Genomic DNA, 15213 nt, shown 5'->3' on the forward strand with positions numbered 1-15213 from the left:
TTCCGTTACCGCAACAACTCCACCACCGCGTTAGCCGTTTTATCCACCGCGCCGCAATGGGCGTTTGAAAATTCGGTGGCGGCGCTGACCATGGCGGTGTGCGCTGCCGGGTCGCTGACCACACTTTGCGCCACCGCAACGGCCTGCGCCAGATCAGGCACCCGCTGCGCCGCCCCCGCCACCTCAGCCAATTCAGCCGCCTCGGCAAAGTTAAAGGTGTGCGGCCCCATCACCACCGGGCAGGCACAGGCAGCGGCTTCAATCAGGTTTTGCCCGCCCAGCGGCTCAAAGCTGCCGCCCAGCAGCGCCACGTCAGCCAGACCGTAGTACAGCGCCATGTCGCCCAGCGAATCACCCAGCCAGATCACGGGTCGAGCGTCCGTCACGGGGAGCAAAACCGCCGCCTTGGCCATACGGGGATCAAGGTCGCTACCGGTGCTGGAATGACCAACTGCAGGCGGCCCCTCCGCCCAAGTACTGCGCCGCGAGACGGCAAAACCATGGCGCTCGATCAATGCGGCCACCTCGCCAAAGCGCTGCGGATGCCGGGGCACGATCAGCCATTGGACGCCATTTGCTATTGATTTTATAGCTGCTTGCGCAATAGATACGGGGACTAGAGGCTTATTTTCCTTAAAAATCTGAAGCAATGCTGCCTCTTCGCCTTCGCGGGAACTGGCGAACATGATCACCGGCCGAGCCGCCTTTTGACGCCACGCCCGTCCCGTAGCCACCTGCGCCGCATTGGGGGCCGCATCAAACTTGAGGTTGCCAAAAACACCTTGCACCGTGGCGCCGAGTTGCTTCAAGCGCTGGGCATCGGCTTCAGTTTGCGCCCACACCGCACTCAAAGCGCCAAAGGCCGGACGCGACAAGCCCGCCAATCGCTGGGCTTGTCGCATGGACTTGTCGCTCATGCGGGCATTCGTCAGCACCAGCGGCACTCCGTGGCGCTGGCAAGCCGCCACCAGATTAGGCCAGACTTCGGTTTCCATCAGCAGGCCAATGCGGGGTTTGAAATGGGTCAAGAACCGGTCCACCGCACCCGGCGTGTCCCACGGTTGCCAGCTTTGCAGGTCGCCTTCGCGCAAGAGTTTGGCGCCTTCGGCCCGCCCTGTGGCGGTACCATGGGTTAACAAAAGTCGCATCCCCGGCAGGCGTTCGCGCAGGCGCATCAGCAGCACCGCCGCGGTTCGGGTTTCGCCGAGTGACACGGCGTGAACCCAAATCAGTCCTTCGCTCGTTTGAAGGGGCGCGCCCTGGTAATGCCCGAAGCGTTCGTCGATCGCTGCCAGATAACCCGGCTCATGCTGGCCGCGTTTAAGCAATTTGCGGCGCAAGAAAGGCTGTGCCAGCCAGACCACCAGCGAATAAAGCAGTCGCATCATGAGGGCTGGTACGCGGTCGCAGTTTGCGCGGCAACAGAACCAGACACCGCCAGCCAAGTCTGCCACACGGTTTCAACTGTGGGCGCAGGCTGGGCAAAGACGCTGAGTTGATGAGCAGCCACCGGCCCGGTGCGCCAAGCGGTGTCGAAGTTGTAAATCTGCACATGCGGCAAGTCCAGCGCTACCGCCATGTGGCTCAGGCCGCTGTCGACACCGACCACACCGGCACAGGTAGCGAGCGCGTCCAGCAATGCATCCAGACCCAAGCGGGGCCACACCACCGCAGCCTCCAACTGAGCGGCAATCTCATTCGCACAGCGCTGCTCAGCGTCGCTGCCATGCGGCAAAGTCACGCTATAGCCGCTGGCGTTCAAACGTTTTCCTAGCTCAACCCAATAGGCTACCGGCCACTCCTTGTCGGCACGAGAAGTGCCATGCACCAAGGCCACGGAGCCGCTAGCAAAGCGTTTATCAGCTGCTATATTAATAATAGCTGCCTGCGCAGGATCAACGGGGGCTAGAAGCCCAAAAGACTGTATTTTTGGAACGGCATAGCCCAACGCCCGCGCGCACAGTTCCCGCGAACGGTCAACCGCATGAATGTGCGTCGGCAAGGTCAGCGCCACATCGGCCACCCAACGGGCTGGGGCCTCGAAACTGGATCCCTCGGTCTGGTTTGCCAAACCATAGCGCTTGCCCTGCGGTGTCAATTGAGCCAACCAGGCCACCAGCGCCGATTTACTCAGGCCCTGCAAATCGATCACAACGTCATACGCCTCGCTTTGCAATTCGGCCTTGAACGACCCCCAAGCCTTGCGGGTGCTGGCAGAAAAAGGAGACTTTCGCCAGCGCCGCAAATCACATTCAATGACGCGACTCACCCCGGCGCAGCGCCGCACCAGCGGGGCAAAACCACGCTCAACAACCCAGTCAATTTGCGCTTGGGGAAAAGCCTGGCGGAGATCCTGCACCGCCGGCATCGCATGCACGACATCGCCAAGCGAAGAGAGCTTGACGATCAGTATCTTCAATGCGCTGCCTCGTCCACCACGGCGCCGGGCTTGACGGTCTGCAGCAGCGCCAGCATGGCCGCTTCAATGCGGTGCAGCGCCTCGGGCGTGTGACCTTCAAAGCGCATCACCAGCACCGGCGTGGTGTTGGAGGCGCGAATCAGGCCAAAGCCATCGGGCCAATCCACGCGCACGCCGTCGATGGTGCACATCACGGCGGGTGCAGGGAAATGGGCGCTGGCCACCAACTGCGCGACCAGCGTGTGTTGTTCACCTTCAGCGCATTTCACGTTCAACTCTGGTGTAGAAAAACTGGTGGGCAGCGCGTCCAGCACCACATTGGCGTCGGGGGATTTGCTCACAATTTCAAGCAAACGGCAACCCGCGTAGGTGCCATCGTCAAAGCCAAACCAGCGCTCTTTGAAGAAGATGTGCCCACTCATCTCGCCACCCAGCGGCGAGTTAACTTGCTTCATTTTGGCCTTGATCAGCGAGTGTCCGGTCTTGAACATCAGGGCTACGCCACCGGCCGCCTCAATAGCAGGCGCCAAACGCTGCGAGCACTTCACGTCAAACAAAATGGTGCCACCGGGCACGCGGCTCAAAACGTCTTGCGCGAAAAGCATCATCTGGCGGTCGGGGTAAATGTTGTTGCCCTCGCGGGTGACGATGCCCAAGCGGTCACCATCGCCGTCAAAGGCCAGGCCGAGTTCGGCATCGCTGGTTTTCAAGGCTGCAATCAGGTCGCGCAGGTTCTCGGGCTTGCTCGGGTCGGGGTGGTGGTTGGGGAAATTGCCATCCACCTCGCTGAACAACTCAATCACTTCGCAGCCAATGGCGCGAAGGATGGCAGGCGCAGAGGCACCTGCGATGCCGTTGCCGGAATCGACCACGATTTTCATAGGGCGTGCCAGCTTGATGTCGCCCACGATGCGGGCGGCATAGGCTTCGGTCACGTTGACTTCACGCACCGAACCGCCGGGCAACAGTGCCCAGGTTTCGTCTTGCATCATGGTCTGAAGAGCTTGAATTTCGTCGCCGTAAATAGCACGTCCAGCCATCACCATCTTGAAGCCGTTGTAGTCTTTGGGGTTGTGGCTGCCGGTCACCTGAATGCCACTGGTGCACAAGGTGTTGGCGGCAAAGTACAGCATGGGCGTGGTGACCATGCCGACATCAATCACCTGTAACCCGACAGATACCAGACCACGTCTGAGCGCTGCGCTCAAAGACGCGCCGCTAAGTCGGCCATCGCGGCCGATGGCGACGGTTTTTTCACCCTCGCGCAAGGCGACGGTGCCAAAGGCGCGGCCCAAGGCTTCGGCCACTTCCTCGTTGATGGTGGCAGGCACGATGCCGCGAATGTCGTAAGCTTTGAAAATGGATGCTGATAACTGCATGATTGGTTTCCCTATAACAATTTTGACGTTGATTTTCGCTGTCAATTGTAGGACGCCCCCACGGCCGAAGCCCGCGTATCATCAACTGTTAGGCATCCTTTTAAGCCTGATCAAGGGCGCCACAGTTTATTTTGGAACCCTTCAAAACCGCTATAAAATATATAGCTACTTACACATACTGAACGGGGGCTAGAGGCCAATTTGATATGAAATTCTCAAACGACACCGTCCATACTTACTTTGACAGCCCGATCGGTCGCCTGATTCTGGCCGCCACGTCCAACCGTTTGGTGGGCGTGTGGTTTGCCGACCAGGCCTATTTGCCAGACCTGTCAACTTGGGCATTAAACGCCGATAACCCTGTTTTACAACAGGCACAAACCCAGCTCACTGACTACTTTGCTGGCCGACGCAGCCACTTTGACTTGCCGCTGGACTTCAGTTGCGGCACCGATTTTCAGCAACAGGTTTGGCGCGCCCTGCTTGAAATTCCTTGTGGTGCCACGTGCAGCTATGGCGATCTGAGCGTATCCATTGGCAAACCCAGCGCCGTGCGGGCGGTGGGTGGTGCGATTGGTCGCAACCCGCTGGGCATCATCGTGCCCTGTCACCGGGTGATCGGCGCCAACGGCGCCCTAACCGGCTACACCGGCGGACTGGAACGCAAAACCGCGTTGCTAAAACTTGAAGGCGTGCTTTGAACGCTGCCCGCCCCCAAAAACCGTGGCTGACCGAGTTCATCTTGCTGGCCGCCATTTGGGGCTCGTCATTCCTGTTCATGCGACTGGCCACCGTTGAATTTGGCGCACTGCCCACTGCAGGTCTGCGCGTGACGATTGCTGCGCTGTTTCTGCTGCCCATCCTGCTCTGGCGGGGTCTGGGTCGGCAATTGGCACAGCACTGGAAAAAAGTCTTTTTTATCGGCTTGCTGAACTCGGCCATTCCCTTTGCCTGCTACACGTTTGCACTGCTGTCCATCAGCACCGGTTTGTCGTCCATCCTCAACGCCACCGTGCCTTTGTTTGGCGCACTGATCGCCTGGTTCTGGCTGAAGGACCGGCCCCACGGTTTGCGCATTCTGGGGCTGATCATTGGTTTTCTGGGTGTCGCTTTGCTGGCGTGGGACAAAGCCAGCTTCAAACCCGGCTCAAGTGGCGTAGCGACCGGCTGGGCGGTCCTGGCCTGCCTGCTGGCCTGCCTGTGCTACGGCATCTCGGCCAGCTACACCAAACGCTATTTGAGTGGCTTGCCCTCACTGGTCACCGCAACGGGCAGCCAACTCGGTGCCACACTGGGCCTGGCGTTACCAACCCTCTGGATGTGGCCCGAGCGCCTGCCCGGCACCACGGCCTGGCTGGCACTGCTGGCAGTCGGTGTGCTGTGCACCGGCGTGGCCTATATCCTGTATTTTCGGTTGATTGAGAACGTGGGCCCCGCCGGATCACTGACGGTGACCTTTGTGGTGCCCGTGTTTGCAGTGCTCTACGGCGCGCTGTTTTTGAATGAAGCCGTCTCGTTGTGGATGGTGGTGTGCGGGGCCATCATCGTCTGTGGCACCGCGCTCTCGACCGGCCTGCTTATGGGCTGGGTTTCCAGCCGATCGACAAGAGGTACCAAAGGATCAGCGCCGAAATAACCACCGGCATCGACAAGCCGACAAACATCAGGGCGGTCATCAGAAACGTTGAAATATCACTGAACCAGAGTTTGAACAACTCGATCAGATTAACGTCCCAGAATCTTTGCTTTTTCATCCCAGCGAGGATACTACCTTGCGAAGCGCACTGTAAAGCAGATATCACGTGTCTTATACAGTCAGTAAAAGCTCTTCGCTAATTGACTGCAATCAGCTACCGGTTCCCACCAGCTTAAAAAACGGGGCCTTCGCCAGTAGTGGATTATTATGAAAAACGCTTTCCGTGCTGTGGTGAGGCACGCGACTCTCATCGGTTGACCTGATTTTTTTCAGGCTGATAAACCCGCTGGGCAAGCCTTCATCCAGAAACCAGCTTTGAGACAACAGGTCAGGAATATCAGCAGCAGGCACCGGTTTGCTGAAGAAATAGCCTTGCAATGTGCCGCAGGCCATGCGCTTTAAAACCTGAGCCTGCTCAAGCGTTTCGACGCCTTCTGCGGTCACAGTCAAGCCCAAGCTATCAGACATCGCCAAAATTGCCTGGACGATGGCCAAGTTTTCGGCATCCTCTGGCAGACCCATCACGAAACTTTTGTCGATCTTGAGATTTCCCAGCGGCATTCGCTTCAGATAACTGAGTGAAGAGTAACCTGTGCCAAAGTCATCAAGCGCCATCTGAACGCCCAATTCCTTGAGTGCAGTGAGTGTTTCACTTGTGGCGGCCGTGTCCTCCATGAGCGCACTTTCAGTCACTTCAAGTTCCAGTAAATGGGGCGGCAACCCGGAATTCACCAAGGCATCAGTCACCATCTGCACCAGGAGCGGCGCCTTGAATTGAAGCGGAGAAAGGTTCACCGCCACGCGCACCGAATGCCCTTCACGCTGCCAGCGCATGGTGTCTTGGCAAGCTGTTCGCAGCACCCATGCCCCCATCGGAACAATCAGCCCACTTTGCTCTGCTGCCGGAATGAACTCCAGCGGTGCGACCAGACCCTGCCCCGGACGATTCCAGCGAATCAGCGCCTCCAGGGAGTGAATATGTCCGGTGGCCACATTGATTTGGGGCTGGTAAAAAAGTACAAACTCATTGCGTTCCAGCGCCAACCGCAGATCAAGGTCCAGTTTCTGGCGCTCCATTCTCAGCAAGGCAATTTCAGTCAGCTTGGTACTGTAAAACTGGCAATTGTCCCGACCCAGGTCCTTGGCCAGGTACATGGCTGAGTCGGCATGCTTTAGCAACGTGGCAGCATCTTCGCCATCATCTGAAAAAAGTGAAATGCCAATGCTGGCGGTCAGACGCACTTCCTGCCCGTTCAACACAAACGGCTGACGCATCAACTGGAGGATCCGTCCCGCCACAGCCAATGCATCTTCCGGGCGTTTGAGGTCAAGAATCAAGGCCGTGAACTCATCCCCCCCAAGGCGGGCGATCTCAACCGACGAGACAACATCGGATGTGCGCGATACAAAATCTATCGATCGCACCGCTTCACGCAGACGCTCAGAGGTCAATTGCAAAGCCTGATCGCCAGCACTGTGGCCCATGGTGTCGTTGATGTTCTTGAAGCCATCGAGGTCCATAAAAAGCACCCCTAGTCTTGTGCCACCATGCCGGGCGCGCCTGATTTCGCGCTCCACTCTTTCAAGAAAGGAGCGCCGGTTGGCCAAGCCCGTCAAGCTGTCAAAAAATGCCAGTTGCTGAATCCTCAGTTCAGCCTCCTTGCGCTCGGTAATGTTGCGCGACAAAACGATGAATAGCGGAATCTGACCTGGCTCTGTATCTTTGCGCGAAACGGAGAGTTCGAACCAATAGTGTCCAACGGGCAATTCCAGTTCAAACTGCCTTCCGCTCGATGTTCCGTTTTCGTGGGCATCTTGCAAGGCTGCCAGGCAGACCCGAGCCGCATCCGGCGTCAGCACCTCCGTGACTGTTTTACCGATGATGTGTTCTACCGGCGCGGCCAGCAAATCGGAGTTTGGAGAGTGAAAGTCGATGTATCGCCCTTCCAGATCAACCTCAAACAGGAGATCCGGGATCGCCTGGAGTATGGCGGAATTGCGGGCATTGGCTGAACGCAAATCCAGCAAGGCCTGGTGCCCGCGTAAAAGATATTTCACCCGGTGCCCGATCAGCGCCCAATTCATGGGCTTGACAATGAAGTCAGTCGCCCCCGAGCGGTAAGCGCTTTCAACCGACTGCACATCGTCCATGCCGGTCACCATGAGAATTGGCAACAGCGGATCAGCTTCGCTGCGCAGGGCGGTACAGACATCGTGGCCGTTCAAGCCCGGCATATCGATGTCGAGCATGACCATGTCAAAAGGACTTGCACGAAACTGTGACAAGGCATCTTCACCATCTACAGCCAGGCTGACCTCGTAGCCAAAAATGCTCAAGGCCGCCCTGAACAAAATGCGCGCGGTAGGGTCATCGTCGACGACCAGAATTTTTGTTGTGGCAGCGTTCATGCAATCTCCATCATCAGTTGGTCAATTTCTGCAACCGCACGCTGGTGTTCGCGTCGGACTTGGATAAACATGGCTCGGGCATCGTCGATCTTGTCTTCACGCCCTGACTGTTCAAGTGCGCGGTAGCAGGCTGACAGCGCTTGGGCGCCAACGTTGGCCGAACTTGACTTGAGCGCATGGGCCGCCTTGCCGAGCGCTTCGGTATTGCCCTGTGTGATCGCCAGTTGCAACTGGGCCATGCCCTGACCCGCCGCTTCGAGGAAGGCCAAAAACAGATTTCGAACCAGATCCATAGCGCCCGAGTCATCAATCTCGCGCAATGATTCAATAAAGACGAGATTGATGGCGGGAGCCGATGCGGATTCAGCCACCAGCCAGCGCGTCAGCATGCTGCGCATCGCGTTCAAGGTGTAGGGCTTGGGTAGAAAGGCATCCATGCCAGCCTCCAGACATTTTTGGTCATCGCCCGGCATGGTGTTGGCGGTCAAGGCCACGATCGGCAGGCGCTGCCCCCGACCCTCAGGTAGTTGACGAATCAGGCTGGTGGCCACAAAACCATCCATCACTGGCATCTGGCAATCCATCAGCACCAGATCAAAGTTGCGATCTTTCACAAGTTCTAAGGCCTGCGCACCATTTTTGGCCCATTGCCAATTCAGGCCAAGATTTTTAAGCATCGCTGTGGCTACTAACTGATTAGTGACATCGTCTTCAACCAGTAGCACTGTGCCCTGCAACTTTGTTTTGAATTGCGACGACGATGATGGACGCATGTTCGCCCTCAACGAGTTGATAGTCACCCAGGGAACGGGTACACCCAGCGCCACAGGCAACCGCAGGTCTACATAGAAATTGGCACCCAACCCCGCTGTACTTTCAACGCCAATGCTGCCGCCCATCAGGCTCAGTAAGCGCCGGCAGATCGCCAAACCAAGACCAGTTCCCCCATAATTTCGCGTGGTGGAACTGTCAGCCTGTGAGAAGTGCTCAAATATTTTTTGCTGGGCATCAGCGCCAATGCCAATACCGGTGTCCTTGACGCAGATTCGCAAGGCCACATCATTTTCAGTACGTGCCAGTAGCACCGCACCCACCACCACCCGGCCCTCCTCCGTAAACTTGATGGCATTGCCGACCAGATTGGCGATGACCTGACGCAATCGAAGGGGATCTCCCCGCAAGGCCATGGATGAGGCCGCAGGTGCAAAATCAACCAGTAACTCAAGCCCTTTATCCTGGGCTGGTTGCGTGAACATCAACAAGACGTCTTCCACGACCGCCCGCAGGTTGAAATCAACCGCCTCCAGCGTCAGGTGGCCGGACTCAATCTTGGAGAAGTCCAATATATCGTTGATGACCCCCAACAAATGCCGCCCCGACGCCTGTACGGTCTCGGCCCACACCCGCTGCTGTCCGTGCAACTCGCTCTCGATCAGCAGCTCATTCATGCCCAGCACACCATTCATGGGGGTGCGGATTTCATGGCTCATGGTGGCCAGAAACTCTGACTTGGCATGGTTGGCCGCTTCGGCCACCTCCTTCGCCTTGAGCAACTCGGCAGTGCGCATTGCAACTTCAGCTTCCAGGTTGTCCCGGTAGTCTTGGAGTCTTTTTTCGCGTTCCTCGATCTGCCCCAGCATGGTGTTGAAACCGATGGCAAGGCGGTTGAATTCAGTCACATCAATAGTTTCAGCACGCAAACTGTAGGAAGCAGTCGCCGACACTTCTGCCATCAATTTATTCAATGCATACAGTGGCGCCAGCAAGCTGCGCGTCAGCCTCCTCAACAACAGGGCACTGGCGCTCAAGCCCAACAAGGTACCCAACAGGGTCACAACCAATAGCCACAAGGTTTGCCAATACAAACCGGCCAGACTGACCGCCAGTGTCAATTCACCCGAAACTTGCGCTTGGTACGAGACCGGCTGCACCAGCTGCAATCGATCCATGCTGATTTGCACATCTTCACTTTTTTTGACCGGCTCTGCCGTGGTGCTCGACCCATCACGTTGGTAGCTTGCCAGTAAGCGCCCATTGCGCCCCGTCAGATTCGCGAGTAAAACGTCTGGCGAATTTCTCAGGGCTTGCAACAACTCCTGAGCAGATTTGGCGTCTTCGAACATCAAGGGTGCGGCTGCATTCTCAGCCAGCACCCGGGCTTGCACACGACTGGTTTCTATCAACGCCAGCAAACCCAATACAAAACTGGCGGTGATGATGATCAACGCGAACACACCCAGAGCGGCCAGCAGAGCCAGTCGGTTGATATGCTGAAGTCGGGGTCCTAGATGGGTCATTGGTATATCTCTGTAGCCAGTCGCAGCAGCTTTGAGCTGAGCTTGAGTCGAGCCGCACGCACGGCCAGCAGGTTGGCTTCGAAGGTGATCTTGTTACGCACCTCGACCATATTCAGGGCCACACCCGCACGGGCTGCGCCCATGCTGTCAGCCACCGTCAACACCGGGCGATCTCGCAACTCATCAAGCACACGCGGCAGGCTGGCCATCGCTTTGGCCCCGATGAAAACAACCTGGCAACTTTTGAGGGAATCTCCGAGCCCTTTGCGAACAACAACAGTACTGTGACCCGCCACCGACTTGCCTTGCAAAGCCTCAATCTCGGCACCAAAGGCATCAGCCCCAAGAATGCAGAATGTGAGCGTGCTGCCCACCTCCGGCGGCCACTCCGTGAAGAGCGCAAAGTTGTAGAGAAACGCAACTTTCAACTCCTTTTCATTGCCACCTGGTTGCGCCTCATCGGCCCAGCCAGGAATGCAAGCAAGCAACGCGCACCCCAGCGCGACTCGCGCCAGCCATTTGATCAGTGCAGGTGACATTAGAAGTGCCATGTGCCCTTGATTAACAGGCTGCGACCAATCTCGGAAGGCTGAGTCGGCAAGTAATCACCGACGAACTCAAGATGTCGTTGGTCAAGCAGGTTTTGGCCCACGATGCTGATTTCAGCTTGTCGGCCGATTCGAAATGCGTAACGCATGTCAAGCGTTGTGTAGGCCGACACTTCTGGATTGCTGAGACGGCTGGTGTATTTCAACCAGAGGTCAAACTGACTGCCCTCTGCAAACGTCCAGGCTGAACGCACCGACGCCCGGTGACGAGGCACGCGGCCTTCCAACTGGTCTTGTGCTGCTGCGGCGAACAGATCACTCAAACGAGGCGTGCTTAAGTAGAGGCGCGAATAGTTGGGCTGTAGGCGCCAGTGAGGGCTGACCTGCCAATCAGCCGCTACCTCGAAACCATGGGTGCGGGCACGTGCATCGTTATTGCTGATCATCGGTACGATTACAGGCAAAGTCGCAAAAGATTGGGGCACTCCAGTTGCAAGGCTGATAAGGCTGGTGTAGTCACTTACAAAACCCGCCATATCGAGAGATAATTTTTCGCTAATACGGTGCCTGAAGCCAACCTCAAACGAGGTCACTTTTTCAGCTGTGAGCGTGTCATTCGGGGGGGGAACTCGCAAGAAATTTATGGCGGGAACACTCGTTTGCGCCAAAGAGAATGGAATATCAAGTTCTGTTCGCGAAGGTGTCCGTGATGCCCGCGCCAGCGAGGACCACCAGGTTGTGAACTCGTTGGGTGTCCAGGCCAGACGAATGTCAGGCTGAGGCTGTGTCCCACTCCAGTTGTCATAGTCAAGTCGAAGTCCACCACTCAGACGCAAGCGATCTGGAATCAGGTCATATTCATCATGGGCAAAGATACTGCCAATCTGCCAGTCACGGGCTTGCCGATCGAACCCCACCGCGCCCATGACATCAGCACTTCGCAACTCAATGTGGTCACGAGAAATGCGATACGAAGCGCCCCAAAGCAACTCATGCGCACCCATTGATGAGCGCCTCTGAAACTCACCGCCAAGAGTCTGTCTTTCTTCACGAATCATGCTTTCCACATCAACGACAGAATTTTCAACGGAGACTTGCCAATCCATTTGACCGCCATCGGCCAGCGGCTGTTCCTGGCGTAAAGACAAATGACTGCCGCTGTTGGCTTGCTGGACGTTGATCAGCGGGGGATTGACGCTGTAGCGCGAGAAGTCCAATCGGTCATCGGCGCGGGAGTCAAAGGCTTCCCCGGTCAAGGTCCAGCGCCCACCTTGAGCGCCTGGCCAGTCACCACGAAAGCCTACCCGTGAAGATTTCCAACTGTCATTACCGTCCAGTCCGTTCGCAGCTTTGGACGGTGCCTGATCAAAACCCTTGGCCGAAATCCGAAAATGCCCTTCACCCAACTCGAAGCCATGGCGTAAGGTGACCGAGCCCGGCTCATCCGTGCCTGTAGAAACAATCGCATCGGTGCCCAGGGTATCGGCGGCGTTGCGCGAAATGATGTTGATAACACCATTCACGGCATTCGACCCCCACATGGCTGCGCTAGGACCACGAATGACCTCAATGCGTTCAATGTCGCCCAGAACGACGTCCTCGGCTTCCCACAACACACCCGAGAACAGCGGCGAATAAATGCTGCGCCCGTCCTTGAGGACCAGCAGCTTGTTGGCAAAACGGCCGTTAAAGCCGCGAATACTCACAGCCCACCGGTTGTTAGCAATCCGCGCTACTTCGACCCCGGGCGCCAGACGCAGTGCCTCTGGAATACTGCGGGCTCCAGAGCGCTCAATGTCATCGCGCGAAATCACAAAGACAGCCGCAGGCACTTCCTGTACTTTCTGTATTTTGCGAGAAGCACTGCTTATTTCAATTTTTAATAAATCTTCTAAAGGAAGATTGAAATAGCTGTCGACTGCCAGTGCGGGAATGGCCATAAGTCCGCCAACAAGTCCAAACAGATAAGCGCTCGTACGACGACAAACAATCATCACTTGCATAGTTTTCTTCATGGCAGGTTCCTAACGCGTTCTAAATTTATGCAGGGGAATGAACTTGATGTAGGCATAGCCGCGTGTCGTCCTAAAACTTGTAGAGAAGATTGACCCGCACACTGCGGCCATCCTGCTCAAGCGCGTTTTGCCAATTGCCGTTGGAGCCAGGTTGTGCGTAACGCTTATCAAAGATGTTTTGCGCCACCAGTGACACTGTCAACCCACTGGCCAGGGCTTCGGTGCTCAGATGCAGGTTTGACAAGGAATAACCGCCCAACGCCGTACCCGCGAGGCTCAAGCGCTCGCTGCTGTATTGCCATTCGTAGCCCAGTCGCCACCCTGCCACCGGCAGTGGGCTTGAGAAATTAAGCTTTCCCAGCAACTTGGGTGAATTGAGCAAGGGGCCGCCGCTTGCGTAGGCCACGTTTTGAACCGACACGCTGCCCCTCAAGCGGGCGCCAGCATCCCACGTCTGATCCATGGAGAGTTCCAAACCCTGAGCCGTCACGGACTCGCCTGACTGAAACTGCAATAAGTTGCTCACAGGGTCAGTGCCCTGCGTGATGAGGTCCTGAATCTTCCATTGGTAGACCGAACCCCTTACAGTGAGGTCACGACTGACCCTGTGGTCGGCAAAGAGCTCCAGCGTGTCGATGGTTTCGCCTTTCAGCGCCGGATTGGCAATCTGGGCAACACCATCGTAGTAATCACGCTCAAAAAAATTGGGCGACCGGTGGGCTCGTCCGTAGAGCGCCTTAACAGTCGTCGACGTTGACGCTAGCCAAATTAAGGCGACGCGTGGACTGGCGCTGGTTTCACTGGTGTTGTCGCGATCCAGACGCAGTCCCAGAGTTGCAGTCCAGAAGTCTGCCAGCCGCCATTCATCTTGGGCATATACCCCTAAGCGATAGCCAGAGCCGGGGATAGTGAGGTTGTTGGAGGGCTGATTGGCGTCTAGTACTTGTTGGCCATTTCGAACCGTGTCCTGCCCTTCGAGCCCAAGCATCCACTTGTGCCCAGCCACAGCGGTCGAGACCAATCGGAACTCGGCGCCATGCCAGTCACTAGGTTGTAAAAACAACAGCGGCGACCCGCTATAACTGAGAATGCTGGTGTAGCGCTCCTGCCCCGCGAACAATCGCCCAGACACCTGCAAAGTGTTGCCAGCATAGCTGTCTTGATATTTCAGTTGCATCAGCGAATACCGGTCCGCCTGGTATTGCCCCGGAACCAACGGGTCACTCTCGTATCCGCCAGTGGGATCATCCTTGTGGCGATCACTCAACGCAAGTTGAAATGACCAGGCACCACCGGCGATGTTGGCAAGAAACTTCTTGTCGCGCTCGCCATCCAATCCCGCCGCAATGCCTGACACGCCCATGGTGCCAAAATCGTAGTAACGATCAACGCCACGCGACGTCATGCCAGAGGCCGATAACAGCACGCTAACGTCGTTATCGAGCAACTTGCCCCAGGTTGCGCGACCTTCACTGCGGGCTTGAGGATGTTGGTAGGCCACCGCCAGCTCGGCGCCATTCACATCGGCGCCGCTGCGAGTGATGACATTGACGACACCAAACATGGCATTCTGGCCATACACCGCACCGCCAGGACCCGGGATGAATTCAATTCGATCGATCAGGTCGACATCGACCGGAAACTCCTGACCCACGGGTCCGCCGTCATAGCCCGGGTTATTGACGCGATTGCCATCCAGTGCAATCAACACCCGTGTCGTGAAGTCGCCCGGCAATCCAAAGCCGCGCGTTCCCAAGTAGGTATATTGACGGTCGTAGGTGGTGTAAACACCGGGAAGCGAAGCGAGTGCTTCCCCCAGCGTGCGCCAACCAAATGCCTTGATCTCCTGACGAGTGATAACGCTCACAGCAGCAGCCACTTCAGTTTGCTTTTGTGGGTACTTGGAGGCACCCACAATCGAGACGCCCAGTAGCTGCTCCAAGCTCAAACTTATCATGTCAGTTCCGGCAATCGCCGGCGAGACAAACGCAACAATCAGCGTAGGAAAAAGCCTAAGCAGCAATCCAAAATCCTCCACTGAAACATTTCTCATAGTTGTCTATTGCTCTTTTTCTGAGTGACGTGCCAGGCAATACCAGCGTCAAACACCTTGGATTTACTGTAGGTGGAGGCGACCGAATCGTCTGTAGGGAGATTTAGACAATTGCTGTAGGCAGACAACGCCAGTTCAAGCCGGACTGACGACGAAAGAGTTGAACCTGAGCCTCCCCATTTGTGATTCTTTTACACAAAGAAAACGGGGCAATGATTCACTGGATTAACTGAAGAGCTTCTAGCCTGTTTCAGGCTCCTGCGCGACAGCTATAAAGGCAGCAGTTTTATGCGCACCAACACGTCAGGCATTCGCATTGGCTAAGTGAGCCCATGCCGGGCGTACACAAAAAAGGGCGACCTTGCGGCCGCCCTGTCAAACACTACCCTTGGAAAAA

Annotated in this window: 10 protein-coding genes; 2 read left to right on the forward strand and 8 right to left on the reverse strand. The window is 56.6% G+C overall.

The genetic code is table 11. From position 1 onward, the window contains the following. Positions 1 to 5: 5 nt before the first annotated feature. From WCG50_RS02125 to WCG50_RS02135, 3 genes are read right to left on the reverse strand one after another with little or no spacing between them, the layout of a single operon-like run. Complete coding sequence (locus WCG50_RS02125) at positions 6 to 1388, reverse strand: 3-deoxy-D-manno-octulosonic acid transferase (RefSeq protein ID WP_336897910.1); 1383 nt, start codon at positions 1386 to 1388, stop codon at positions 6 to 8. Continuing rightward, the gene (waaC, locus tag WCG50_RS02130) at positions 1385 to 2419 is read right to left on the reverse strand and encodes a lipopolysaccharide heptosyltransferase I (RefSeq protein ID WP_336897911.1); all 1035 of its coding nucleotides are present in this window, start codon (positions 2417 to 2419) and stop codon (positions 1385 to 1387) included. The genes WCG50_RS02125 and waaC overlap by 4 nt, the downstream gene beginning before the upstream one ends. Then, positions 2416 to 3798 (reverse strand): phosphomannomutase/phosphoglucomutase, encoded by a 1383-nt coding sequence (locus WCG50_RS02135; protein WP_336897912.1) that lies wholly within the window; start codon positions 3796 to 3798, stop codon positions 2416 to 2418. The genes waaC and WCG50_RS02135 overlap by 4 nt, the downstream gene beginning before the upstream one ends. A gap of 206 nt (positions 3799 to 4004) precedes the next feature. On the opposite strand from WCG50_RS02135, the gene WCG50_RS02140 reads away from it, so the two are divergent. After that, the gene (locus tag WCG50_RS02140; protein WP_336897913.1) at positions 4005 to 4499 is read left to right on the forward strand and encodes a methylated-DNA--[protein]-cysteine S-methyltransferase; all 495 of its coding nucleotides are present in this window, start codon (positions 4005 to 4007) and stop codon (positions 4497 to 4499) included. Then, positions 4496 to 5434, forward strand: coding sequence for an EamA family transporter (locus tag WCG50_RS02145; RefSeq protein WP_336897914.1), 939 nt, complete (start codon positions 4496 to 4498; stop codon positions 5432 to 5434). Before WCG50_RS02140 ends, WCG50_RS02145 begins: the two co-directional genes overlap by 4 nt. 210 nt (positions 5435 to 5644) lie before the next feature. On the opposite strand, the gene WCG50_RS02150 is transcribed toward WCG50_RS02145, so the two are convergent. The 5 genes from WCG50_RS02150 to WCG50_RS02170 all read right to left on the reverse strand — a co-directional run bounded on the left by WCG50_RS02150 (position 5645) and on the right by WCG50_RS02170 (position 14720). Next, positions 5645 to 7903, reverse strand: a complete 2259-nt coding sequence (locus WCG50_RS02150; protein ID WP_336897915.1) for an EAL domain-containing protein — start codon at positions 7901 to 7903, stop codon at positions 5645 to 5647. Continuing rightward, the gene (locus WCG50_RS02155) at positions 7900 to 10200 is read right to left on the reverse strand and encodes an ATP-binding protein (protein ID WP_336897916.1); all 2301 of its coding nucleotides are present in this window, start codon (positions 10198 to 10200) and stop codon (positions 7900 to 7902) included. Before WCG50_RS02155 ends, WCG50_RS02150 begins: the two co-directional genes overlap by 4 nt. Beyond that, on the reverse strand, positions 10197 to 10739 hold the full coding sequence (locus WCG50_RS02160) for a YfiR family protein (protein WP_336897917.1): 543 nt from the start codon (positions 10737 to 10739) through the stop codon (positions 10197 to 10199). The genes WCG50_RS02155 and WCG50_RS02160 overlap by 4 nt, the downstream gene beginning before the upstream one ends. After that, positions 10739 to 12763, reverse strand: a complete 2025-nt coding sequence (locus WCG50_RS02165; protein WP_336897918.1) for a TonB-dependent receptor — start codon at positions 12761 to 12763, stop codon at positions 10739 to 10741. The genes WCG50_RS02160 and WCG50_RS02165 overlap by 1 nt, the downstream gene beginning before the upstream one ends. A gap of 70 nt (positions 12764 to 12833) precedes the next feature. Next, the gene (locus WCG50_RS02170; RefSeq protein ID WP_336897919.1) at positions 12834 to 14720 is read right to left on the reverse strand and encodes a TonB-dependent receptor; all 1887 of its coding nucleotides are present in this window, start codon (positions 14718 to 14720) and stop codon (positions 12834 to 12836) included. Positions 14721 to 15213 lie beyond the last annotated feature (493 nt).

Origin of the sequence: Rhodoferax sp., assembly GCF_037143375.1 — a bacterium.
Classification (GTDB): Bacteria; Pseudomonadota; Gammaproteobacteria; order Burkholderiales; family Burkholderiaceae_C; genus Rhodoferax.

What these genes read in the sequence shown, in the direction of transcription:
- WCG50_RS02125 (WP_336897910.1), bottom strand. Translation starts at nt 1,388, where the DNA reads ATGATGCGACTGCTTTATTCGCTGGTGGTCTGGCTGGCACAGCCTTTC.
- WCG50_RS02135 (WP_336897912.1), bottom strand. Translation starts at nt 3,798, where the DNA reads ATGCAGTTATCAGCATCCATTTTCAAAGCTTACGACATTCGCGGCATC.
- WCG50_RS02140 (WP_336897913.1), top strand. Translation starts at nt 4,005, where the DNA reads ATGAAATTCTCAAACGACACCGTCCATACTTACTTTGACAGCCCGATC.
- WCG50_RS02150 (WP_336897915.1), bottom strand. Translation starts at nt 7,903, where the DNA reads ATGAACGCTGCCACAACAAAAATTCTGGTCGTCGACGATGACCCTACC.
- WCG50_RS02155 (WP_336897916.1), bottom strand. Translation starts at nt 10,200, where the DNA reads ATGACCCATCTAGGACCCCGACTTCAGCATATCAACCGACTGGCTCTG.
- WCG50_RS02160 (WP_336897917.1), bottom strand. Translation starts at nt 10,739, where the DNA reads ATGTCACCTGCACTGATCAAATGGCTGGCGCGAGTCGCGCTGGGGTGC.
- WCG50_RS02165 (WP_336897918.1), bottom strand. Translation starts at nt 12,763, where the DNA reads ATGAAGAAAACTATGCAAGTGATGATTGTTTGTCGTCGTACGAGCGCT.
- WCG50_RS02170 (WP_336897919.1), bottom strand. Translation starts at nt 14,720, where the DNA reads ATGATAAGTTTGAGCTTGGAGCAGCTACTGGGCGTCTCGATTGTGGGT.